Annotated in this window: 18 protein-coding genes; 8 read left to right on the top strand and 10 right to left on the bottom strand. The window is 65.8% G+C overall.

Annotation, left to right across the window (positions count from 1 at the left end; genetic code table 11):
- Window positions 1-2 precede the first annotated feature (2 nt).
- The 3 genes from FOZ70_RS27805 (at window position 3) to FOZ70_RS27815 (ending at window position 4,133) form a co-directional block, all read left to right on the top strand.
- Window positions 3-1,781 carry a GMC family oxidoreductase gene (locus FOZ70_RS27805; RefSeq protein WP_219707269.1) on the top strand — a complete coding sequence of 593 codons (1,779 nt, stop codon included), beginning with the start codon at window positions 3-5 and terminating at the stop codon, window positions 1,779-1,781.
- Window positions 1,782-1,789: 8 nt separating this feature from the next.
- Window positions 1,790-3,166 carry a cytochrome c gene (locus FOZ70_RS27810; protein ID WP_219707270.1) on the top strand — a complete coding sequence of 459 codons (1,377 nt, stop codon included), beginning with the start codon at window positions 1,790-1,792 and terminating at the stop codon, window positions 3,164-3,166.
- A 106-nt stretch (window positions 3,167-3,272) separates the two neighbouring features.
- Complete coding sequence (locus tag FOZ70_RS27815) at window positions 3,273-4,133, top strand: fumarylacetoacetate hydrolase family protein (RefSeq protein ID WP_219707271.1); 861 nt, start codon at window positions 3,273-3,275, stop codon at window positions 4,131-4,133.
- A gap of 36 nt (window positions 4,134-4,169) precedes the next feature.
- On the opposite strand, the gene FOZ70_RS27820 is transcribed toward FOZ70_RS27815, so the two are convergent.
- The 4 genes from FOZ70_RS27820 to FOZ70_RS27835 form a co-directional block, all read right to left on the bottom strand.
- Window positions 4,170-4,481, bottom strand: coding sequence for a DUF3331 domain-containing protein (locus FOZ70_RS27820; RefSeq protein ID WP_081052606.1), 312 nt, complete (start codon window positions 4,479-4,481; stop codon window positions 4,170-4,172).
- A gap of 62 nt (window positions 4,482-4,543) precedes the next feature.
- Window positions 4,544-5,560 carry an NADP-dependent oxidoreductase gene (locus tag FOZ70_RS27825; RefSeq protein WP_219707312.1) on the bottom strand — a complete coding sequence of 339 codons (1,017 nt, stop codon included), beginning with the start codon at window positions 5,558-5,560 and terminating at the stop codon, window positions 4,544-4,546.
- Window positions 5,561-5,641: 81 nt separating this feature from the next.
- Entirely contained in the window at window positions 5,642-6,040 is a 399-nt protein-coding gene (locus FOZ70_RS27830) for an antibiotic biosynthesis monooxygenase family protein (protein WP_346656417.1), read from the bottom strand.
- A gap of 401 nt (window positions 6,041-6,441) precedes the next feature.
- Window positions 6,442-7,227: an SDR family oxidoreductase gene (locus tag FOZ70_RS27835; protein WP_059495650.1), complete on the bottom strand. Its 786-nt coding sequence runs from the start codon at window positions 7,225-7,227 to the stop codon at window positions 6,442-6,444.
- A gap of 581 nt (window positions 7,228-7,808) precedes the next feature.
- Between FOZ70_RS27835 and FOZ70_RS27840 the strand changes: the two genes are divergently transcribed.
- The 3 genes from FOZ70_RS27840 (at window position 7,809) to FOZ70_RS27850 (ending at window position 11,967) form a co-directional block, all read left to right on the top strand.
- Entirely contained in the window at window positions 7,809-8,849 is a 1,041-nt protein-coding gene (locus tag FOZ70_RS27840; RefSeq protein ID WP_048027834.1) for an NADP-dependent oxidoreductase, read from the top strand.
- 43 nt (window positions 8,850-8,892) lie between these two features.
- On the top strand, window positions 8,893-9,576 hold the full coding sequence (locus tag FOZ70_RS27845; protein ID WP_048027836.1) for a type 1 glutamine amidotransferase domain-containing protein: 684 nt from the start codon (window positions 8,893-8,895) through the stop codon (window positions 9,574-9,576).
- Between the two features lie 213 nt (window positions 9,577-9,789).
- Entirely contained in the window at window positions 9,790-11,967 is a 2,178-nt protein-coding gene (locus FOZ70_RS27850; RefSeq protein ID WP_219707272.1) for an FUSC family protein, read from the top strand.
- A gap of 72 nt (window positions 11,968-12,039) precedes the next feature.
- On the opposite strand, the gene actP is transcribed toward FOZ70_RS27850, so the two are convergent.
- Both actP and FOZ70_RS27860 read right to left on the bottom strand, forming a co-directional pair.
- Window positions 12,040-13,716, bottom strand: a complete 1,677-nt coding sequence (actP, locus tag FOZ70_RS27855; RefSeq protein WP_219707273.1) for a cation/acetate symporter ActP — start codon at window positions 13,714-13,716, stop codon at window positions 12,040-12,042.
- Window positions 13,713-14,108 carry a DUF485 domain-containing protein gene (locus FOZ70_RS27860; RefSeq protein ID WP_219707274.1) on the bottom strand — a complete coding sequence of 132 codons (396 nt, stop codon included), beginning with the start codon at window positions 14,106-14,108 and terminating at the stop codon, window positions 13,713-13,715. The genes actP and FOZ70_RS27860 overlap by 4 nt, the downstream gene beginning before the upstream one ends.
- Window positions 14,109-14,417: 309 nt before the next feature.
- Here FOZ70_RS27860 and FOZ70_RS27865 point away from each other — a divergent pair, with 309 nt between their 5' ends.
- A complete protein-coding gene (locus tag FOZ70_RS27865) occupies window positions 14,418-15,344 on the top strand; it encodes a LysR family transcriptional regulator (protein ID WP_059676184.1) in 927 nt (308 codons plus the stop codon).
- Between the two features lie 24 nt (window positions 15,345-15,368).
- Here the strand turns inward: FOZ70_RS27865 and FOZ70_RS27870 are convergent, their stop codons facing one another.
- Window positions 15,369-17,048 (bottom strand): AMP-binding protein, encoded by a 1,680-nt coding sequence (locus tag FOZ70_RS27870; protein WP_219707275.1) that lies wholly within the window; start codon window positions 17,046-17,048, stop codon window positions 15,369-15,371.
- 110 nt (window positions 17,049-17,158) lie between these two features.
- Window positions 17,159-18,121, bottom strand: a complete 963-nt coding sequence (locus FOZ70_RS27875) for a cyclase family protein (RefSeq protein WP_048027845.1) — start codon at window positions 18,119-18,121, stop codon at window positions 17,159-17,161.
- Window positions 18,122-18,502: 381 nt separating this feature from the next.
- Between FOZ70_RS27875 and FOZ70_RS27880 the strand changes: the two genes are divergently transcribed.
- Window positions 18,503-19,537, top strand: a complete 1,035-nt coding sequence (locus tag FOZ70_RS27880) for a porin (protein WP_059676186.1) — start codon at window positions 18,503-18,505, stop codon at window positions 19,535-19,537.
- Window positions 19,538-19,776: 239 nt separating this feature from the next.
- On the opposite strand, the gene FOZ70_RS27885 is transcribed toward FOZ70_RS27880, so the two are convergent.
- Window positions 19,777-20,277, bottom strand: a complete 501-nt coding sequence (locus tag FOZ70_RS27885; RefSeq protein ID WP_226217996.1) for a BON domain-containing protein — start codon at window positions 20,275-20,277, stop codon at window positions 19,777-19,779.
- Entirely contained in the window at window positions 20,261-21,199 is a 939-nt protein-coding gene (locus FOZ70_RS27890; protein ID WP_048027848.1) for a LysR family transcriptional regulator, read from the bottom strand. Before FOZ70_RS27890 ends, FOZ70_RS27885 begins: the two co-directional genes overlap by 17 nt.
- Window positions 21,200-21,520 lie beyond the last annotated feature (321 nt).

Consider the following 21,520-nt stretch of genomic DNA (forward strand, 5'->3'; position numbering starts at 1 on the left):
ATATGCCGCAAATCACGAAGCCGGAAGTGGATGCCGTCCTCGTCGGGATGGGTTGGACAGGTTCGATCATGGGGATGGAGCTGGCCGAGGCCGGCCTGACCGTAGTCGGCCTGGAGCGCGGCGCAAACCGCGATACGAGCCCCGAGTTCGCGTACCCCGCCATCGCCGACGAGCTCGCCTACATTCAGCGGCGCAAGCTGATGCAGAATCTTGCGCACGAGACGGTCACGATCCGGCATGCGCCGAACGAAGACGCGTTGCCCTACCGGCAGCTCGGCGCATTCCTGCTGGGTACCGGGGTAGGCGGCTCGGGCGTGCACTGGAACGGCACGACCTGGCGTGCCAATGCCGCCGACCTCAAGATCCGCTCGCACTACGTGCAGCGATACGGCGCCGGGTTCATCCCCGGCGACATGACGATCCAGGACTGGCCTTACTCACTGGACGAACTCGAACCGTACTTCGAGCGCCTCGAGGCCGTGATGGGCACGTCGGGCAAGGCAGGCAATCTGCGCGGCCGGATCGTCGACGGCGGGAATCCCTTCGAGGCCATGCGCCGGCGCGACTATCCGTGCCCGCCGCTCGCCGACAATTATCCGGCGACGCTGTTCCGGAACGCGGCGCGCGACGCCGGTTTTCATCCCTTTCCGATACCCGCGTCCAATGCGTCGGTCGCCTATCAGAATCCGTACGGAATGCAGCTCGGCCCGTGCAACTTCTGCGGCTATTGCGAAGGCTTCGGCTGCTACATGTATGCGAAGGCATCGCCGCAAGCCTGCATCCTGCCCGCCTTGCTGGCCAAACCCAATTTCGAGTTGCGCGACCGATCCCATGTGACGCGTGTGCAACTCGATTCGGACGGCAAGCGCGCGACCGGCGTGACCTATCTCGATGCGCAGGGCCGGGAAGTGTTTCAGCCGGCACGCATCGTCGTGCTGTGCGCATTCCAGATGCACAACGTGCGTCTGCTGCTGTTGTCCGGGATCGGCAAACCGTACGATCCGGCGACGGGAACGGGAACCGTCGGCAGGAACTTCGCCTATCAGAAGAACAGCGCGGTCTCGCTGTTCTTCGACAAGGACGTCCACATCGATCCGTTCATCGGCGCCGGCTCCGGCGGCCAGGCATTCGACGACTTCAATGCGGACCACTTCGATCATTCCGCAGTTGGGTTCGTCGGGGGTGCCTATATCAGCGCGATGGTCACCGGCGGCCGCCCGATCGGACAGACCGTGCTGCCGGAAGGCACGCCCAAATGGGGCTCGGCGTGGAAGAAGGCGCTCAAGGACAACTACCTGCATTCGTTTTCCATCGGTACGGCGGGGTCGGTCATGTCTTACCGCACGAACTACCTGGATCTCGATCCGACCTATCGCGACGCATACGGCCTCCCGCTGCTGCGCATGACGTTCGACTGGCACGACAACGAGATGCGCATGACGCGCTTCGTCACCGGCAAGGCCAAGCAGGTCGCGCGCGCGATGAAGCCGAAATCGATGTCGATCCACGCCGGGAAGATCGGCGATCACTTCGACATGCGGCCGTACCAGACCACGCATACGACGGGCGGCGCGGTCTGCGGGGATCGTCCGGACACGAGCGTCGTGAACAAGTACCTGCAATCGTGGGACGTCCACAACGTATTCGTGACGGGCGCCTGCGCGTTTCCGCAAAACTGGGCCTACAACCCGACAGGCATGGTCGGCGCGCAAGCGTATTTCTCGGCGCGCGCGATTCGCGAGCAGTACCTGAAGCATCCCGGTCCGCTGCTACCGACATAGGAAAGGCAATGGGTGAGCGATACAAGAAACTGGCCGGAATCTCATTCGGTCTGCTATGCACCTTCGGCGCGCTGGCTACGTGGTTGCAACCGGCCGACGCGAACGCGCAGGATGCCGGACAGATCGCGCGCGGCGCCTATCTGGCGCGCGTCGGCGATTGCGTGGCATGCCACACGTCGCGCCGCGACCAGCCGTTTGCGGGCGGGCTGCCGATGGAAACGCCATTCGGTACGATCTATTCGACGAACATCACGCCCGATACCACGCACGGGATCGGCCGCTACAGTTACGACGATTTCGCGGCCGCGCTGCGCAAAGGCGTCGCGAAGGACGGGCACCTGCTCTACCCGGCCATGCCGTATCCGTCGTTCTCGAAGGTCAGCGACGCCGATACCCGTGCACTCTATGCGTACTTCATGCACGGCGTGCGCCCGATCGGCCAGCCGAACACCGAGACGCGGCTCCACTTTCCGTTCAACCTGCGCGTGCTGCTCGCGGGATGGAATCTTCTGTTCCGGCCCAGTGGCACGTATCGCGAGGACCTGACGCAAAGCGCGACGTGGAATCGTGGTGCCTATCTCGTGCAAGGGCTCGCACACTGCGGCGCATGTCATACGCCTCACGGTCCGATGGGCCAGGAGAAGGCGCTGGACGCACGCGGGACGGACCTGTACCTGAGCGGCTACACGCTCGCGGGCTGGCATGCGCCCGACCTGCGCCCCGGCGGCGGAAACGGTGCGGGCGAGCGCACACGGGACAGCATCGTTCAGCTTCTGCGCACCGGACGATCGCACGGCAGCGCCGCGTTCGGCGGGATGTCCGAAGTGGTGGAGAACAGCACGCAGTATTTCAGCGACGCCGACCTGGCCGCGGTGGCCGAATACCTCGTCGGCCCGAGCCCCGGTCGCGCAACGCGGACGTCGGCGGCACCTCCCGTCAAGTCCGATACGACCGCGGCGTTGCGCTCGGGCGTCACGCCGACAGGCGGCGCGTTGCTGTACCTCGACAACTGCAACGCGTGCCATCGTTCGGACGGCAGCGGCGCGATGAAGGCGTTTCCCGCGCTGGCGGGCAACGCGGTGGTCACGTCCGACGATCCGTCGTCGGTCATTCACGTGATTCTGACCGGCTCGCGGATGCCGTCGACCCGATCCGATCCGGCGCCGCTGGCCATGCCCGCATTCGGCTGGCGGCTGTCGGACATGCAGGTCGCCGAGCTCGCGACGTTCGTCCGCGGCAGCTGGGGCAATCGTGCCGGCACGGTGAGCGCATCGGACGTCGCGAAAGTCCGGCGGCAGGTCGATCCGGCGCAACTGAAGCGGATTCGGGCCGCCGTCATGAACGAAGTGACCGACGACGGCGCGCCCGGGTCGACCGGCAAATGACCTCGGGCGGCGGCCCGTATCACGCGGAGCCCATCGCCCGCACACGATCGAAGGTCTGCGCGGCACGGGCCTTCCACTTGTTTGACTCGATTATCGGAAAACCATCATGCGATTCATCAGCTTTGTCCGCGACGGCGCCACCGGCGTCGCCATCCGGTCCCGTGACGGCCGTTATCTCGGACTGACGCGTAGCGACCCGGACTTTCCCGGCGATCTCGACACCCTCGTTTCCGGCGGTCCTGCCGCGCTGGCGCACGCCAGCCAACGCCTCCAGCTGGCCGGCCGGCCGCTGGACCTGGCCGATTGCACCCTGCTCCCGCCCGTGACGCGGCCGGCGAAGATCATCTGCGTCGGGCTCAACTATGTCGAGCACTCGCACGAGGCGGGATACGAGGTTCCGTCGTATCCGACACTCTTCGCACGCTTTCGCAGCAGCCTGACCGCGCACGGCGCCGCGATACGCATGCCGACGGAATCGGATCAGCTCGATTACGAAGGCGAGCTGGCGGTCGTCATCGGGCGCGGCGGCCGGCGCATCGCGCGAAGCGATGCGTTGGACCATGTGGCCGGTTATACGGCTTTCAACGACGCGACCCTGCGGGACTATCAGTTCAAGACGCCGCAATGGACGGTCGGAAAGAATTTCGACGAAACGGGCGCACTCGGCCCCGAGCTGGTGACCGTCGACGAATTGCCGGCGGGCGCGGCCGGTCTCAGGCTTCAGACCCGGCTCAACGGTGTCGTCATGCAGGACGCCAATACGAACGACATGATCTTCGACATCGCTACGCTGATCGCCACCATCAGCGAAGTCATGACGCTCGAGCCCGGCGACGTCATCGCGACCGGCACGCCGTCGGGCATCGGCATGGCGCGCAATCCGCCGCGCTGGATGCGCGCCGGCGACGTGTGCGAGATCGAGATCGAGGGGATCGGCGTACTCAGGAATACCGTCGCGCAATCGTGATCCGGTCGGGCCGGCGCAGTGCGCGCCGGCATGCGTTCAGCCAGGCTGCATGATCAGCGCATCGTTCGCGAGGATCATCGCGCCGGCGTTGGTGGGCCTCGGCCGCTCCGCCGGACGAAACACCGCGTCGCCGGGGAAGATCGGCACATGCGTCAGCACGCAGATGCCGCGGCGCGACGCGATGACACGCCGCCAGCGCTGCTCGCCGAAGTGCCGGACACCGGGCTCGACCCAACGAACCACCAGCACGCTTCCGTCGCATTCCAGCACCGTCACCCGGGCACCCGCGAACTCGCGGGCGGAACCCACGCGCGGCCTGTCGTCCAGTCGTGAAATCGCATCAGGCATGTCCCACCCGCAAGCCGGTGCGGTCGAGCCGTGGGCCCGGTCGACCGCGCGTGTTCAATCGGTCACGTGATCCTGACCAGCATCTTGCCGGTGTTGGTCCCGTTCATCAGCCCAATAAAGGCCTCCGGCGCGCGCGCGATACCGTCGACGATCGTTTCGTCATGCACGATCTGCCCGGCCCTCAACCACGCCGCCATTTCGTCGACGAACGCGTCGCGGTGCTGCCGATAGTCGTGCAGCAGGAAGCCCGTCAGCGTCAGGCTCCGGTAGACGACGTTTTCCATGAACCGCGGCCCGGGCGACACGCCGACGCGGTCGTACTGTGAAATGGCGCCGCAGATCGCCGCCCGCCCGCCGTAATTGAAGGCCGACAAGGCCGCCTCGAGATGATCGCCGCCGACGTTGTCGAAATAGACGTCGATACCTGCCGGTGCCGCGGCCGCCAGTTGCTCGAGCACCGGCGCGCGCCGGTAGTTGAACGCCGCATCGTATCCGTAGCGTTCGCGCATCACGGCAACTTTCTCGTCGCTCCCTGCCGAGCCGATCACGTGCGCGGCGCCTTTCAGCCGCGCGATCTGCCCCGCGAGCGAACCGACTGCGCCCGCCGCGGCGGACACGAATACGACTTCATCCTTGCGCATGCGTGCCACCACGAGCAGCCCGACATAAGCCGTCATGCCCGTTGCGCCCATGACGCCGAGGTGAACGCTGCTGGGCAAGTCGGGCAAGTCCGCGACGCGGGTGAATTCGGCTGCGGCGCCCTGCGCGATGTCACGCCAGCCGTAGCGGTGCAGCACGAGATCGCCGGGTGCGAACGTGCTCGACGCGCTGTCGGTCACACGGCCGACCGCGGCGCCCGTCATCGTTTCATGCAGCTTGAACGGTTCGACATACGACGGCCGGTCGTCCATCCGGCCGCGCATGTACGGATCGACCGAAACGTATTCGTTGCGTACGCGAACCTCGCCGGCCGCCAACGCCGGAAGCGGCACCTCGACCGTCAGGAAATCGTCCGGGACCGGCTGACCGTTCGGCCGTCTCGCCAGTTGAATCTGCGTGCTGATCGTGGAGAACCTCACCACCCCTCTCTCCTTGCAAGAACCCAGGGTGCCGGCGGTGCCGACCGGGCACGCCGCACGGATGCGGCGGCGTACCGCGCCTCATGCACCGGCGATTCGGACTTCGCTCACGTGCTCGACCGACGGCGGGCCCACGAAGAAGGGGCCGGCCAGTTCGCGCCAACGCTGAAAATCGGCTGTCTGGCGAAAGGCGTCGTGCAGCGCGACGCTTTCCCATTGCACCATCAGGCGGTAACGCGACGGTTGCTCGATACCGCGATACAGGCGCAAGCCATGGCAACCGGGGGCGCGTTCGATGAGCGGCTTCGCCTCGGCGACCGCGCGCTCGAATCCCTGCTCTCCGTTTTCCTGGATCTCGATCTGGGCAATTTCAAAAATCATGGCGGGTTTCTCCGCGCAACGCGAACCGTCGCGCAGTGCAATTGACACGATGCCGGCATCGATCCCGGGCCGGACATTCCGGGTGGGCGGCGCGTGCATGCGCGCTGCCCTGCTGCCGGCTCGCGTGGACAGGCGAACGCGTCCGCGTCGAGCCATGCAATCGTCGACGGGTTCGCGCGCGGTTCAGCATGACGTCCTGGCAGTTTTTTCAGCCGCGGTCGGATCGGCAGATGAGGTCGGTGCGGAACGATCGAGCCGTTTCATGCTGCGCGGCCTCGCTCCGGAACCGCACGACGTCACCGCACCCGCTCGATACGAACCGGCCTGCATCGTTTCGGCCCGTCGCGACGATGAGCCAACGATAGCGTTGTCCTGCCGACCGCTCTACCCCCAGTACGGGGGGGTGAAAAAACCTCTGGAAGCACCGGCACCCGAGGCCGACGGCAATCCGCGGCCACGCATGCCGAACTCGCCGACCGACGGGCGTTCGTTCGAGCCGGTCACTGTTTGCCGCCGACGACCCGTTGCCATGCGGCGGCCTGTTCGTCGCGCACGAGCTGCTCGGCGGATTCGGGCCTGACCGTGCGATACGGCGGCGCCTCCGCCTCGATCACCGTGACGATGGCGTCGATCATTTCCGCGGGATCGTGTTGCCGATTCAGTTCGCGCGTCGGCCAATGGGCGACGACGCGCTCGCCTTGATCCCACCACTGATCCATGCTTTCCATGCCGGTATCGTTGAAGCCGGTGCGATAGGCACCCGGATTGATCGTGACGACTTCGACGCCGTAAGGCTGCAGTTCTTCCGCCATCGCGGAGCAGATGCCTTCGACGGCATGCTTCGACGCGGCGTATGCGCCGTCGAACGGCACCTTGATCAATCCCGCGACCGACGACATCCAGACGATCCGGCCATGCCCGCGCGCGACCATCCTGCGCGCGAAGCCCTGCGCGACCTCCAGCGCCGCAAAGACATTCGTTTCGAAGACCGAACGAAACACGGAGATCGGGATCTCCACGAGCGGGCCGGACTCCATGATCGCCGCGTTGTTCAGCAGGACATCGACCTCGTGCGTCAATGCGTGCGCACGATCGATTTCGTTCGTCACATCGAACTTGATGACCTGCATGTCCACGCCGCGCGCCTTGGCCTCCTGACGCAGTGCCCAGACCTGCGGCCAGATCTGGCCGCACGCGATGACGCGATGCCCCCGCTCCGCCAGTGCGAACGCGACCCCTCGCCCGAATCCGGACCCCGCACCGGTTATCAACACCGTTCTGGTCATGCCTCCTCCCGCTCGGTTCACGATGATGGCGCCGCCCGGCCGGACGCCCCGCCCGGACGGCGATCTTGCCGACTACGTTACGGCGTTTCCCGCAGCCAACGCCCCCCCCGAATGGGGAGGCGGACCGCATCGACGACACGGTTCGGAAGCGGCCGCATGCCGTCAGTCGCAGCAACGCCCGATTTCGGCGAACGCCTTATGACACGGCCGTTGCGGGGAACGGATACCCCGTTCGCCGTTGCCATGCGCACCGCGTCAACCGCAAACGGGACCGATCGGAAAGCGCGAAATCGCGCGTCACCGTCACTAGACGACTGGTCTACTCAGCCGTATGATCCGCGTCACGGTCCGACCGCCATGTCGGCCCTCGCATTCATGCGATGCCTGGCGCAACCCGGCGCACCCCCGCAGGTCATGCCCTGTGATGTTGCCCGCAAGCGTCCACGCTATAGACGACTGGTCTACTTTGTTCGTGCGTCGTGCCGTCGTGGCACGTCGTCCCGCGCATCTCGACCGTCACGCGAACAACCCGCTGCCGCCGACCCGATCCAGGCGGCGAAACCGTTACACAGAGGTCACCCATGCCGCATTCCCCATCCGTCAATCGCCGGGTCGTCCTGGCCAGCCGCCCCGTCGGTGCGCCGGCAGCGCACGACTTCCGGCTCGAAACCACCGCGGTGCCGACGCCCGCCGACGGCGAAGTCCTCCTGCAGACGCTTTACCTGTCGCTCGATCCCTACATGCGGTGGCGCATGAGCGACGCGCCGTCCTACGCGCCGCCGGTTGCGCTCGGCGACACGATGGTGGGCGGCACCGTCAGCCGCGTCGTCGCGTCGAAGCATCCCGCATTCGCGGTGGGCGAGCTGGTGCTGGGCGACAGCGGCTGGCAGGACTACGCGCTCTCCGACGGCACCGACCTCATGCCGCTCGGCACGGATCTCGAACGCCCTTCCCATGCGCTTGGCGTGCTTGGCATGCCGGGCTTCACCGCCTATACGGGCCTGCTGCAGATCGGGCAACCGAAGCCGGGCGAAACGGTCGTGGTCGCGGCGGCGAGCGGCGCAGTGGGCGCCGTCGTCGGCCAGATCGCGAAGCTCAAGGGCTGCCGCGTCGTCGGCATTGCGGGAGACGCGGAGAAATGCCGGTACGTCACCGAGACGCTCGGCTTCGACGTGTGCATCGACCGGCGCGCCCCCGATCTTGCACGGCAACTCGCGCAAGCCTGCCCCGACGGCATCGACATCTACTTCGAGAACGTCGGCGGCGCGATTTTCGACGCCGTGCTGCCGCTCCTCAACGTCGGCGCACGCGTGCCGCTCTGCGGCCTGATCTCCCAATACAACGACAGCGAACCGGCGCCGGGCCCCGACCGGCTGCCGCGCCTGACCGACACGCTCCTGAAGAAACGGATCCGCATGGAGGGCTTCATCATCCTCGACCACTATGCGACCGGCTATCAGGCGTTCCTGGCGGAAATGGGCCGCTGGGTCGAGGCCGGCGAGATCACGCCGCGCGAAGACGTCACCGACGGCCTCGAACGCGCGCCGGAAGCGCTCATCGGCCTGCTGGCGGGAAAGAACTTCGGCAAGGTGGTCGTGCGCGTCGCCGAAGTCGCTGCATGAAGCGAATTCGCGCATCCATCATTCATCTCCATCCCTAGACATCATGAAACTTCTGTTCGTCCTGACTTCCCACGACACCCTCGGTTCGACCGGCGAGAAAACCGGCTTCTGGCTCGAGGAATTCGCGGCGCCCTACTACACGCTGAAAGACGCGGGTGCCGACATCACGCTGGCGTCGCCGGCCGGCGGCCAGCCGCCGCTCGATCCGAAAAGCGCGGACCCCGCGTTCCAGACCGACGCCACGCGCCGCTTCGAAGCCGATCCGGACGCGCGCGCTGCGCTCGCGGCCACGCAAAAACTGTCGGAGGTCGCGGTCGACGCGTTCGACGCGGTGTTCTATCCGGGCGGCCACGGCCCGCTCTGGGATCTCGCCGAAGACGCACGGTCGGTCTCGCTGATCGAGCAGGCCATCGCACTGGGCAAGCCGGTCGCGGCCGTCTGCCACGCACCGGGTGTGCTGCGCCATGCGAAGGGGCCGGACGGCAAGCCGCTCGTCGCCGGCAGGAACGTCACCGGCTTCTCGAATTCGGAAGAGGATGCCGTCGGGTTGACGAACGTCGTGCCGTTTCTCGTCGAGGACGAACTCAAGTCGAAGGGTGGTCGTTATTCGAAAACCGATGACTGGCAACCGTATGTGGTCGTCGACGGCCTGTTGATCACCGGCCAGAATCCGGCGTCGTCCGAACCGGCCGCCCACGCGCTGTTGAAACTGCTGACGCGCGCCTGACCCACGGCGCGCCCCCCGCACCGGCGGCGAGCACCCGGCTCGCCGCCGGCTTGCGCGCGAACGAAACGCGCGGGAAAGCGGCCGTCGCGCGCTCACATCGATCCTGATCCGGGAAAAGCATTTAACACCACGCGCAATACTCGAACGCGCTTCCGGAAAATACAATCACGGTCGTCCTGTCGCCGCACGCCTGCATCGCGCACCACATCCATCATGTCTTCGCCGCCCTCCAGATTCACGTCATCTATTTCGGATACCAAAACAGGTATCGCCGATGCGGCCCGCCATTGGGCCGGCACGAGCGGCGTCACCTGGCTGTACATCTTCAAGACCCTGCTCGCCGCGCTGCTGGCGCTCGGCGTGGCGATGAAGCTCGAACTCCCGATGCCGCGCACGGCGATGACGACGGTCTTCGTGCTGATGCAGCCGCAAAGCGGCATGGTGCTCGCCAAAAGCCTGTACCGGATCTGCGGCACGATGGTGGGCCTGCTGGCGATGCTGGTGCTGATCGGCCTGTTCGGGCAGGTGCCCGAACTCTTCCTCGGCGCCACCGCGCTCTGGATCGGCATGTGCACCGCGGGTGCCGCGCGAAACCGCAACTTCCGGACCTATGGATTCGTGCTCGCCGGCTACACGGCCGCGCTCATCGGCATCCCGTCATGGCAGCATCCGGACGCGGCCTTTCTTTCTGCGATGACGCGTGTGACGGAGGTGACGATCGGCATCCTGAGTTCGGGCGCGGTCAGCGCGCTCGTCTTTCCGCAGCATGTCAGCGAACAGATCAGCCGCGTGAACCGCACGCGGTTCACCGCGTTCGCGGACGATGTGCTGTCGATTCTGTCCGGCCGGATCGACCGGTCGTTTCTCGAGGCGCTGAGCGTGCGCATCGTCGACGAGACCGTGAGCGCCGAAGCCGCGCGCAGCGCAGCGGTGTTCGAAGGCCCCGACACGCGCTTGCGAAACGGCCGCCTGACGCGGCTCAATGCGGAGCGCATGGCGGCGTCGACGCGGCTGCACGCATTGAGTCAGCTGATCGCCCGGCTGCGTGCCGCGCGAGCCGATGGGGTGCTGACGGAGATCGACGCACTGATGGCCGGTATCGCAGAACCGCTCCGACTCATACGGCAGGACGCGACGCACGCCGACGATATCGACGCATTCGCCGCGTCGCTGGCCGCCACGCTCGAGCACTGCCGCACGGCGCTGCCCGGCCGCGCGCAGTTGGCGCGAAACCGGCTCGGCGGCGGCGCGACCGCGCTCGATTTCGACACGGCGGTCGACCTGCTCGACCGGTTCCTGGGCAGCTATGTCGCCTATGCGAGCACCTATCTGTCGCTGAACGCCACCGCACACGAGCGCGAACAGTGGGCGACACCCTACGAGCCGCGCACCAATCCGCTCATCGCGGCAGTCGCCGGCGTCCGAGCGATGCTGCTGACGCTCGTGCTCAGCGCATTCTGGATCGCGACCGCGTGGCCGTCGGGCGCGCTGCTCGTGCTGAACGGCGGTGCCATCTGCGCGCTGGTCGCTTCCTCCGCGCGCCCGTCTCGCACGGCGTTCCAGATGGCGATCGGCACCGCGTTCGCGTCCGCCGTCGGGCTGATCGTCATGTTCGTCGTCTATCCGGTCATCGACGGCTTCCCGCTGCTCTGCGTGGTACTCGCCGCGCCGCTCGCATTGGGATGCTGGATGACGACGCGCGCGTCGCTGGCCGGGTACGGCATCGGCTACTGCATCTATTTCTGCTTTCTGACCGGCCCCGACAATGTCGTCGCCTACGATCCGACGTCCTTCATGAACGACGCGATCGCGCTGGTCCTGTCCATGCTGATGGCGTCCGTCGCGTTCGAGCTGTTCCTGCCGCCGACGATGCGCGGGTTGCGCCGGCATCTGCTGGCCGACCTGCGCAGGCAGGTCGTGTTCGCATGCACCGATTCGGTCGCAACGCTGCGCACGCGCTTCGAAAGCCGCACGCGCGACCTCATGTATCAGGTCCGGTCGATATCGCGTGACGACCCGGTGGCAAACGGCGAGTCCGTCGAATGGTTTCTGTCCGTCCTCGAGATCGGCTCGGCCGTCGCGGACCTGCGCGACGCAACGGCCATCGAGGCCGCACGAGCCGCGCCGGACGCCGCACCGGCCTGGCTCGACGATTGCGCATCCGCGTGCCGCGCGATCCGGCTGCTGTTCGAGGCGCCGACACCGAAGGCCGGCGCTGCCGCCGCGCACGCGGTACAGGTCGCAACCGCCACGCTGCAACGGACGATGCAGACCGCCGATGCGGCAGGCCCGTCCGGGCCCCGCCTTCAGACGGTGCTCGGCAGCCTGCATTTCATTCACAGCGCGCTCGCGGCACCCGACTCGCCGCTCTCCGCTTTCCGCCCGCACTGACCACGCGTCGGTACCCGCCGCGCACACCGGCTCGTTCACCGGCGCACGGCGGGCGACGCGGTTCGTTCCGCGTCAATGCTCGACGGCCCGTTCCGCACCGAGCCCGGTCTGGGCGCGCACGAACTGGGCGTCGAACGCATGCCGCTCCGCGTCGGCCCTCGAACTGCGATCGAGTGTCGACATCACGTAGCTCGCCAGGAACGCCAGCGGCATCGTAAACAGCGCCGGATGATCGTACGGGAACACGGCAGCCGGATGCCCGAGCACCGACTTCCACACCGCCGGCGACAGAATGACCAGCGAGACCGACGATACGAGCCCGACGACGCCGCCGCAGACGGCCCCGCGGCTCGTCAGCCCCTTCCAGTACATCGAAAGCACGAGCGGCGGAAAATTCGCCGAAGCGGCAACGTTGAACGCCAGTGCCACGAGAAAAGCGAGGTTCTGCCCTTTGAACAGGAGGCCGAGCACGACGGCCACGGCGCCGATCGCCAGCGTCGTCCACCGCGTGACGCGGATTTCATCGGCCCCGCTCGCTCGGCCCTTGCGCAACACGCCCGCATAGAGGTCGTGCGATACGGCCGACGCACCCGCCAGCACCAGGCCCGACACCACGGCCAGGATGGTGGCGAACGTCACCGCCGCGAGGAAACCGAGGAACAGGCTGCCGCCCGTCGCGTCGGCGAGATGCATCGCCACCATGTTGCTCCCGCCGCGCAGCACGCCGCCCACGCGTCCGCCCTCGAAGAACTGCGGATCGGTGCCGACGATCACGACGCTCGCGAGACCGATGACGAACATCGCAATGAACATGAAGCCGATGCACGTGCTCGCCACGAACACGCTCTTCCTGGCTTCCCGTGCATTCGGAACGGTAAAGAAGCGCATCAGCACGTGCGGCAGTCCGGAGAGTCCGAACACCGTTGCGAGCGACATCGAGACGGCCGAAACGGGGTCCGAGAACAGGCGGCCCGGCTCCATCAGCGCGTTCCCCGCGTGGTGTACCGAGATCGCCGACCGCGCGAGCCGTTCGAAGCTGAAACCGAAGTGACCGAGCGCCAACAGCGTCAGCAACGTGCCGCCGAACATCAGCAGGACGGCCTTGATGATCTGAACCCACGTCGTCGCGATCATCCCGCCGAACGTCACGTAGACGATCATGAGACACCCGACGCCGACGACCGCATAGTTGTAGTCGATGCCGAACAGCAGCTGAACGAGTTCCCCCGCGCCGACCATCTGGACAATGAGGTAGAAGAACACGACCGTCAACGAACTGACCACGCCCATCCAGCGCGTGCTGACCGGATCGAGCCGGTAGGCGATGATGTCGACGAACGTGAACCGGCCGAGATTGCGCAGTCGTTCGGCCATGAGGAACAGCATCACCGGCCATCCGACGAAGAAACCGACGACATAAAGCAGGCCATCGTAGCCCTTCGCGTAGACGAGACTCACGACGCCGAGCAACGTCGCGGCGGACATGTAGTCGCCGGCGACCGCAAGGCCGTTCTGAAGCCCGCTGATTCCGCCACCGGCGGTGAGGAAGTCGTTGACCGTCCTGGTACGGCGCGCCGCCCAGTACGTGATGCCCAGCGTCATGCAGACGAACACCATGAACATCGCGATGGCGGCCGGATTGAGCGGCTGACGCTGCACCGCCTCCACGGCGGGGCCGGCCCATACAAAGCCGCCCGGCGCTGCGGCAAGCACGAATGCCGCGGTCGAAACGCGCGCGATCGGTTTCATTGCCCCACCTCGCCCAGCAATTCGCCGGTCAGACGTTCGAACCGGTCATTCGCGACGCGGACATACAGCCACGTCAGCCCCCATCCCGCCACGATCACGGCGATCGCGAAGATCACGCCGACGGTCGTGACGCTGCCGGCCCACGCGGCGCTGCGCAACAGGTCGGGCCGCAACGCGACCAGCGCAATCAACCCGAAATACGCGCCCAGCACGATGACCATCGACACCCGGCCCAGGCGTGCGCGTTCGTCGACCAGCTCACTAAACTTCGCGTGCTCCCGGATACGTGAAACAGCGCTTGCATTCAACGTCATATGTCTCCTCCATCGCCAGTTTTGAGAATCGGGATCGCCTTGCGTATCCGTCATCCCGTCAATCGATTCGTCATCCATAAGATAGGGTTCGCTTCCCAACCCGGCCGTCCCTGCCAGCACGATCGCCAGGACGACCGAGCATATTTCCGCCATCGGTGAATAACAGCCCCCACAGGTGGGGGGCGTCGGCGCGCTCACCTGTCCCCCGGGGAAACACCGACGGTTCCCGTCGACGACCGTCACTCGGGGCTCGCGCACGCACGGATTCCCGGGGCGAGCGGCGCGAGGCGAACCGCCCCCCGTCCGGGGGGTGGAAAAAACGTGTCTTGGCGCGGTATTTCTCACGAATCGCCGCCGCTGCCGCGCCCTCCTTTCATTCGCGACGTCATGAACCTTTTCCGTACCGACCTGAACCTGCTGGTGGTACTCGAACGCATCTACGCCCAGCAGAGCATCACGCGCGCGGCGCAGCAGCTCAGCCTCAGTCAGTCGGCGGTCAGTCATGCGCTGAACCGGCTGCGCGAGCTGCTCGGCGACCCGCTGTTCGAGCGCCACGGCAATGCCATGATGCCCACCCCGTTCACGAGGGCGATCATTGCGCGCGTGCGCAACGGCCTGCATACGCTCGAATGCACGCTGCATGAAGCCAGCCGGTTCGATGTCGCGACGACGATCAGGCGTTTCACGATCGGCATCCTCAATGCGCAGGAGCCGGTGGTATTGCCGGCCATCGCGCAATACGTCGCGCAGCACGCACCGTCGATCGATATCGCCGCGGTGCAACACGACCGGCGCGCGATAGAGGCCGACCTGCTCACGGGCTCGCTCGATGCCGTGATCGACGTGCTGCTGCCGCACCCGCAATCCGTCCGCAGTACCCGGTTGTCGACCGACCGGTACGTCGTGCTGTGCCGGCGCAATCACCCGCGCGTCGGACAGCGCCTCGACCTCGACGCCTATCTCGCCGAAGAGCACGTGCTCGTGACGAGCCGGCAGCGCGGCGGCGGCGTCGAGGATGCCGCGCTCGTCAGGCTCGGCGCCGAACGCCGCGTGCGCCTGCGATGCGTCCGCTACTTCGCCGCGTGCCGCGTCGTCAACCAGACCGACCTGCTGCTGACCATGCCGGAACGGTACGCGCGGCTGCTCAACGAGATGTGCGGCAACCGGATGCTCGAATGCCCGTTCGACGCGTCGATCGATACCTACCTCTACTGGCACGCGAATTCCGATGCCGATCCCGCGAACGGCTGGCTGCGTCGGCAACTGGGCGACATATTCGATCCCGTTCGCGCGGACACGGCGAGCCACCCGTGATGCGGTGCCGCGCCGGCCGCTCGCTCACCCGCGCAGCTCGCGCCGCAGGATCTTCCCCGTCATGGTCTTCGGCAGTTCGTCGATGATCTCGACGATGCGCGGATACTTGTACGCCGCCATCCGCTCCTTGCAGTAGGAGATCAACGCGTCGGGCGAGACTTCGGCATGCGGCTTCAGGCTCACGACCGCCTTGACGGTTTCGCCCCGGTAACTGTCCGCCACGCCGACGACCGCGGCCTCGCGTACCGCCGGATGCGAGTACAGGACATCCTCGACCTCGCGCGGCCAGACCTTGTAGCCGCCCGCGTTGATCATGTCCTTCTTGCGATCGACGAGATAGAACCAGCCCTCCTCGTCCATGAAGCCGACGTCGCCGGTGCGGAAGTAGCCGTCGACGATCGCTTTCGCGCTCTCCGCCGGCTTGTTCCAGTAACCGGGCACGACCATCGGACCACGCGAGATGATCTCGCCGATCTCGCCGGGCGGTAGCGGGCGGCCGGCTTCGTCGCCGATGTACGACTCCACGTTGAATACCGGCACGCCGACAGCGAGCGTGCCGGTCGACGGATCGACCGGTGCGTCGCGATCGAGCGGCACGCAGTGCGTCGGCGAGTTCGTCTCGGTCAGGCCGTAACCGTTGTGAATGTAGTGGCCAAAGCGCTCGCGGAACGCATCGATGACGCTCGGCGGAATCGGGGCGCCGCCCGAGTAGATGCGTCGCATCGACGCCAGATGCTCGCGCGTTGCATGCGGATGGTTCATCAGCGCGATGAACGCCGTGATCGAGCCGATCGTGAATTCGGCGCGATGCTCGCGGATCGCATCGAGCACGACGCCCGGCTCGAAACGGCACGCAAGTATCAGCGGTGCCGCGCAGATCAACGCGGCGCCGATATGTCCCACGAGCCCGGTGATGTGAAACAGCGGCGCGACGCCGAGGATCGGGCCGCCTTCCCGCAGCGCGATCCAGTCACGGTACACCTGCGCGTTGAACGCGATGTTGCCGTGCGTGTTCATCGCGCCCTTCGGCACGCCGGTGGTGCCCGACGTGTACACGAGCATCGCGACGTCCGTGGGCCCGAGCGTGACGGGTGGCGGCCGGTGGCCGCGATGAGCGGCAATCGTCGTCGACAGATCCTCCACACCTAACGCCGGCTGCCGTCGCGTACCGGCAAAGAGCCGCGCGTCGTGCCGGCGCTGGTATTCGAGTTCACTCGTGGTCATCACGGCCGGCTGCACCGCCGGCTCGCCCCGCGCGGCGGCCCGCGCCTCCTCCGCGAGAAGCGGGCCGACGACGTCCGCATGCAGCGATTCGTGGCAGATCAGCAGTCGCGCGCCCGAATCCGCGAGCAATACGCGCAGCTCGCGTGAGCGGTTCATCGGGTTGATCGATACCGCGATCATCCCGAGCTTCCACGCGGCCACCAGCGCGATCACGAACTGCGGCACGTTCTGCAGATACAGCGCGACGCGATCGCCGGCCACGCAGCCGCGCGCGCGCCACGCGCTTGCGAGGGCATCCGATTGCACGTCGAGTTCGGCGTAGCTCAGCACGCCGTCGAAGTACCGTATCGCGTCCCGCTCGGGCGCCCGTGCGACGGCCGCGCGGAACATGGAGAGCGCGTCGGTAAATACCGGCGCGATCCTCGCCGGATGGCCGGCCGCGTAGTTCGCGAGCCAGGGCTTGTTGTCATAGGGCGTCATGGACACTCCAGAAGCGGGCGGCGCGGCTTCACGTGCGTGCGCCGCCGGAATTGCACAGCGCGCCCGGCGCTCGCGGGCGTCGGGCGCGGTCGGGCCGGAGCCGGGACGGCCTACTTGATGACCACCGGGTTGACCGGCGCGCCGCTGCCGCTGACGACCTTGAGCGGCGCCGCCGTGTAGAGGAACGACCATTGACCGTCGTCCGCACAGTCGGACGCGAGCGGATCGAGCTGCGCGATCTCGGTCAGCGTGACGCCGAGATTGCGCATCAGCGCGTTGTGCAGCGGCAGCGCAACGCCCGATTCCGGATCGATCGTCACCTCGTTCGCGATCGTATCCGTGACGAGGTTCGGGATCTCCATCCGCTGGAACCATTCGACGAGCGCCGGGCTGTAGGTCAGGCCGGGTTCGATGAAATTCTTGTAGAACTCGCTCCGGTCGCGCTCGTAGAACGAGCCGATCCAGCCGGTGCGGATCACGAGGACGTCGCGCTTTTCGATCGTCACGCGCTGCGCTTCGGCGGCCTCGAGCAGGTCGCGATGCGTGAAGGTCTCGCCCGGATCGAGCACGGCCTTGCCGCGATGCCGCGCAATGTCGATCAGCACGCCGCGCCCGACGATGCCGCGCTCCGCGATCGGCAGGACGCTCGCCTTCGCGAGGCCGCCGATCGTCGATTTCGCGTCATAGCCGTTCCAGATCTGGTCGCCGTACCACACGTGCCCCAGGGCGTCGTACTGCGTGGAGCCCTGCAGATACATGATCATCATGTCGTCCGCATACTCGAGGAGCCCGGGGAACAGCGGCCCCTTGCCGCACATGTAGTGGCCCTTGTCCATCACGTTCATGCGACAGGCCTGGGAGCGCCCCGGCCAGACAGGGTCGCCCTTCGGATTGCCCATCTGGATCTGCAGCGTGAAGGTCTTGCCGGAACGCACGGCCGCGACGCCGCGCAGTACCTCCGTTTCGGTCAGGTAATTGAGTGAACCGACTTCGTCGTCCGGCCCCCACTTGCCCCAGTTCTTCGGCGCATCGCGCAACAGTTCAGCCATCTCCGGAACGTTCTTCGACTCCATGCATCGTCTCCTTTCAAGTCCACCGCTCATATTTTCCCGGTCGACCGCAGGCACGGAAGACTTCCGCCCAGAGCGCCGGGATTCATCGATTTTTTATGGTTGAAAGCGTAGGCAGGCAGAAAATTCGACGCAAATGAATTGTTTTCATGGCCCTCGATTTATCGCGTACATATCTAGTGCTACTACCGTATTTCAATGCGGCGGCACCATGATCTAACATCGATCGAAATGAAACGGAAATACGTGGCCGGATGATTTCCAGACTCATTTATTAAAATAGATTCAAGAATCACAAATCATTAGAAGTCCACATTACATTGGAGACAATCAACGATGTCATTTCGTCCCGGAATTCGTGAAGTCGCACTGGTCACCGCCATCATGGGAGGGGCGGTACCGCAGGCCCATGCACAGGGGAGCGTGACGCTTTACGGCATCGTCGACAGCGGCATCCTGTACACGAGCAAGACGGTCGATCCGGCAACCGGGCGAAACGCTGGCCATCAGTTTTCGCTGATCAGCGGCGGCATGACGCCCTCGCTGTTCGGCCTGAAAGGCAGCGAGGATCTCGGCGGCGGCGTGAAAGCGATTTTCACGCTGGAGAGCGGCATCGACCTGTCGAAAGGCGGTTTCACCGATTCGAACGGAAACTTCTTCGGCCGCCATGCGTGGATCGGTATCGAGAGCGGCGCGGGTACCGTCAAGGCCGGCTTGCAGTTTTCCCCGTTCGTGCTCTCGCTGATCGCGACCGACCCTCGCTCCGTCTCGTTCTTCGGCAGCCAGGTACCCGTCTATGTGGGCAACGTGTTCGTCACCGGCATCTTCAACGCGAATGCCATCTCGTATGCGAGCCCGACGATTGCAGGCTTTCAGGGCAACGCGATGCTCGCGCTGGGGGGCGCCGCCGGCAGTTTCCAGGCGGGCCGTCAGTACTCGGCGAGCCTGAACTACACCTATGGGCCGATGCTCGTCAGCGCGGCGATGTATAGCGGCAACGCCGGCGGCACGGCTGCGGCCACGCCTGTGCCGAGCGCGGTCGCGTTCTCGGGCCGCACGATCGGTGCGCGTTACGAATTCAACGACCTGACCGTGAACGCGGTATTCGTCAATTACAAGGTCGCGGGCGCGTTCGACAGCCGCGTCTACGGCGGTGGCCTGAGCTACCGGTTCACGCCGACGATCCACGCGGACGCGGGCGTCTGGTACACGAGCGACGGGAACGATACCGGCAACCATTCGATACTGGCCGCAACGGGCCTGACCTACAGCCTGTCGAAGGCGACGCTGATTTACGGCCAGTTCGGGTTCGTCAACAACCACGGCAGGATGAACACGGGACTGTCGACCAACGGCGCGCTGGACGGCGTGTCGGGATCGACTTTCGGCACCGTCGTCGGGATTCGGCATCTCTTCTAGGTCACGTGGCCCAGGCGCCGAGCCGGGCGAATCGGGAGCCTGTCGATCCCGGCCATCCGATCGCCCGCCGCAGCGCGCGGGCGCCGATTCAAGCATCCGGCAGGCTCGCCGCATCGCCGTTGATCCGGCGGTTCACCCTGCGCGCGGCGGGTCGAATGCGGCGCCCCGCATGGCGAAGATCCTCCGGATGCGAACATCCGGAGGATCCGGTATCGCTCAGCAATGCGACATACGCCACATCACTGCCCGCCTTCCATGCGCAACTGAAGCTTGCTGGTCACCGACGTGACGCCCGGCACCTGGCGAGCCGCTTCCACCGCGGCCTTGTCCTGCGATTCGTCGGTGATCAGTCCCGCCAGCGTCACTTCACCCGTCTTTGCCTTGGCGAAGACGGTGACCTGTGCATTGCCGATCCCGTGCGCTTTCACGATCGCCTGACGGACCTTCTTCGCAAATGCACGGTTTTCCAGGCGCTCGGCCTTCTTGGCCGAGCGAGACGGGGCAGCCGTCTGCGTGGCCGTTTGCGTGTCGGGGCTGGCGGATTGCGCGTAGGACGTGACGGACGTCAATGCGACAAAACCGGCGACAACGATCATAAGGCGTGACTTCATCATCCTCTCCTCAATTTGAACGAACGGGAAACTACGGGTGGGTGGGTACTCGAATCGGGCCCGGTATTGCGCCTGCGTCGCGCCGGCCACTGCCGGTTGCAGTGCGCAGGCCTTATGCGGCAATCGCATTCAACGCACCTTCGTCGGCTTCCAGCGCCGGCGAAAGCGTCATGCGCAGATGCTCGAGAAATGTCCGTATCTTCGCGTCCATGAACTGCCGGGATACGTACATCGCATAAACGTCGAGCATCGTCAGGCGGTAACCCGGCAACACCCTGACGAGTTTCCCGCTCCGCAGATCGTCAATGACGGAATAGATCGCCAACGACCCGATGCCCATGCCGGCACGCAACGCGATCGCCAGCGCTTCCGGTGCATTCGCCTGGAACGGGGCCGAGAGAACGGAGTGTGATTCCACCTCGCCGCGCGTGCCATGAAGCAACCATTCATCGTTCGAGTCGGCCGGCGTGTCGAGGCGCAGGCACGTATGGTCGGCAAGATCGGCCGGCTTCGACGGCGTGCCATGCCGGTCGAGATAGTCCTGCGACGCGACCAGCACGCTGTAGCACCTTCCGTAGGTATGCGCGATGTATCCCGAATCGGGAAGACTCGACGCCGCGACCACCGAAATGTCGTAACCGTCTTCCACCAGGTTCGGCATCCTCTGCGAATAGGTGATGTCGACGGCCACCTCGGGAAAAGCCGCCTGATAGGTGACGACGGCCTCGGTGACATGGCTTTGCCCCAGGCCCGGCATCGTGTGCACGCGCAACCGCCCGTATGGCCGAACGAGTGCGTTTCTCGCCTCGGCATTCGCCTGGTCGACATCGCCGAGGATGGCCAGCAGGCGCTCGAAATAACGCCGTCCGCTGTCGGTCAGCGAAATCCTCCGGGTCGTTCGATTCAACAAGCGGGTCTGTGCATATTCCTCGAGGCCGGATACCGCCCGCGATACCTGTGCAATCGCCACATCGGTCTGTTTCGCCACTGCCGTAAAGCTGCCGGCCTGCACGACGCGCACAAACGTCCGCATGTTCTCAAGGATGTCCATTTCGACCCATCATCCAGTGCTGCATCCACGCGACACGCCAGCGAGGTGCGGCGACGCGTTCGGTGTCACCGATTGTCCGGCATTCCGCGCCGACACTTCAGCCCCCCGGTCGGGGGGCTGAAGTGTCGGTCGATCATGTGGAATGCTTGGCGTTTGCGTCAACGCGCTGATCGCGCAGACGCACCGGTCGCCCGCCGATATGACGACGGAACCTCATTCGCACGAGCGTGGCGCGCGCATCGTGACGAACGAACAGTCGGTACACCTATGGGTCGACGGCCGATTTCCGGATCAGTGGCTGTATCGCCTGCCCCGGCCAAT

The sequence above is a fragment of the Burkholderia sp. COPS genome, from assembly GCF_019425585.1.
GTDB lineage: Bacteria > Pseudomonadota > Gammaproteobacteria > Burkholderiales > Burkholderiaceae > Burkholderia > Burkholderia cepacia.

Bases quoted from the DNA above. Each gene is read 5' to 3' on its own strand.
- FOZ70_RS27805 (WP_219707269.1), top strand. From the start codon at position 3: ATGCCGCAAATCACGAAGCCGGAAGTGGATGCCGTCCTCGTCGGGATG.
- FOZ70_RS27810 (WP_219707270.1), top strand. From the start codon at position 1,790: ATGGGTGAGCGATACAAGAAACTGGCCGGAATCTCATTCGGTCTGCTA.
- FOZ70_RS27815 (WP_219707271.1), top strand. From the start codon at position 3,273: ATGCGATTCATCAGCTTTGTCCGCGACGGCGCCACCGGCGTCGCCATC.
- FOZ70_RS27820 (WP_081052606.1), bottom strand. From the start codon at position 4,481: ATGCCTGATGCGATTTCACGACTGGACGACAGGCCGCGCGTGGGTTCC.
- FOZ70_RS27830 (WP_346656417.1), bottom strand. From the start codon at position 6,040: ATGCACGCGCCGCCCACCCGGAATGTCCGGCCCGGGATCGATGCCGGC.
- FOZ70_RS27835 (WP_059495650.1), bottom strand. From the start codon at position 7,227: ATGACCAGAACGGTGTTGATAACCGGTGCGGGGTCCGGATTCGGGCGA.
- FOZ70_RS27840 (WP_048027834.1), top strand. From the start codon at position 7,809: ATGCCGCATTCCCCATCCGTCAATCGCCGGGTCGTCCTGGCCAGCCGC.
- FOZ70_RS27845 (WP_048027836.1), top strand. From the start codon at position 8,893: ATGAAACTTCTGTTCGTCCTGACTTCCCACGACACCCTCGGTTCGACC.
- FOZ70_RS27850 (WP_219707272.1), top strand. From the start codon at position 9,790: ATGTCTTCGCCGCCCTCCAGATTCACGTCATCTATTTCGGATACCAAA.
- actP (WP_219707273.1), bottom strand. From the start codon at position 13,716: ATGAAACCGATCGCGCGCGTTTCGACCGCGGCATTCGTGCTTGCCGCA.
- FOZ70_RS27860 (WP_219707274.1), bottom strand. From the start codon at position 14,108: ATGGATGACGAATCGATTGACGGGATGACGGATACGCAAGGCGATCCC.
- FOZ70_RS27865 (WP_059676184.1), top strand. From the start codon at position 14,418: ATGAACCTTTTCCGTACCGACCTGAACCTGCTGGTGGTACTCGAACGC.
- FOZ70_RS27870 (WP_219707275.1), bottom strand. From the start codon at position 17,048: ATGACGCCCTATGACAACAAGCCCTGGCTCGCGAACTACGCGGCCGGC.
- FOZ70_RS27875 (WP_048027845.1), bottom strand. From the start codon at position 18,121: ATGGAGTCGAAGAACGTTCCGGAGATGGCTGAACTGTTGCGCGATGCG.
- FOZ70_RS27880 (WP_059676186.1), top strand. From the start codon at position 18,503: ATGGGAGGGGCGGTACCGCAGGCCCATGCACAGGGGAGCGTGACGCTT.
- FOZ70_RS27885 (WP_226217996.1), bottom strand. From the start codon at position 20,277: ATGCGATTGCCGCATAAGGCCTGCGCACTGCAACCGGCAGTGGCCGGC.
- FOZ70_RS27890 (WP_048027848.1), bottom strand. From the start codon at position 21,199: ATGGACATCCTTGAGAACATGCGGACGTTTGTGCGCGTCGTGCAGGCC.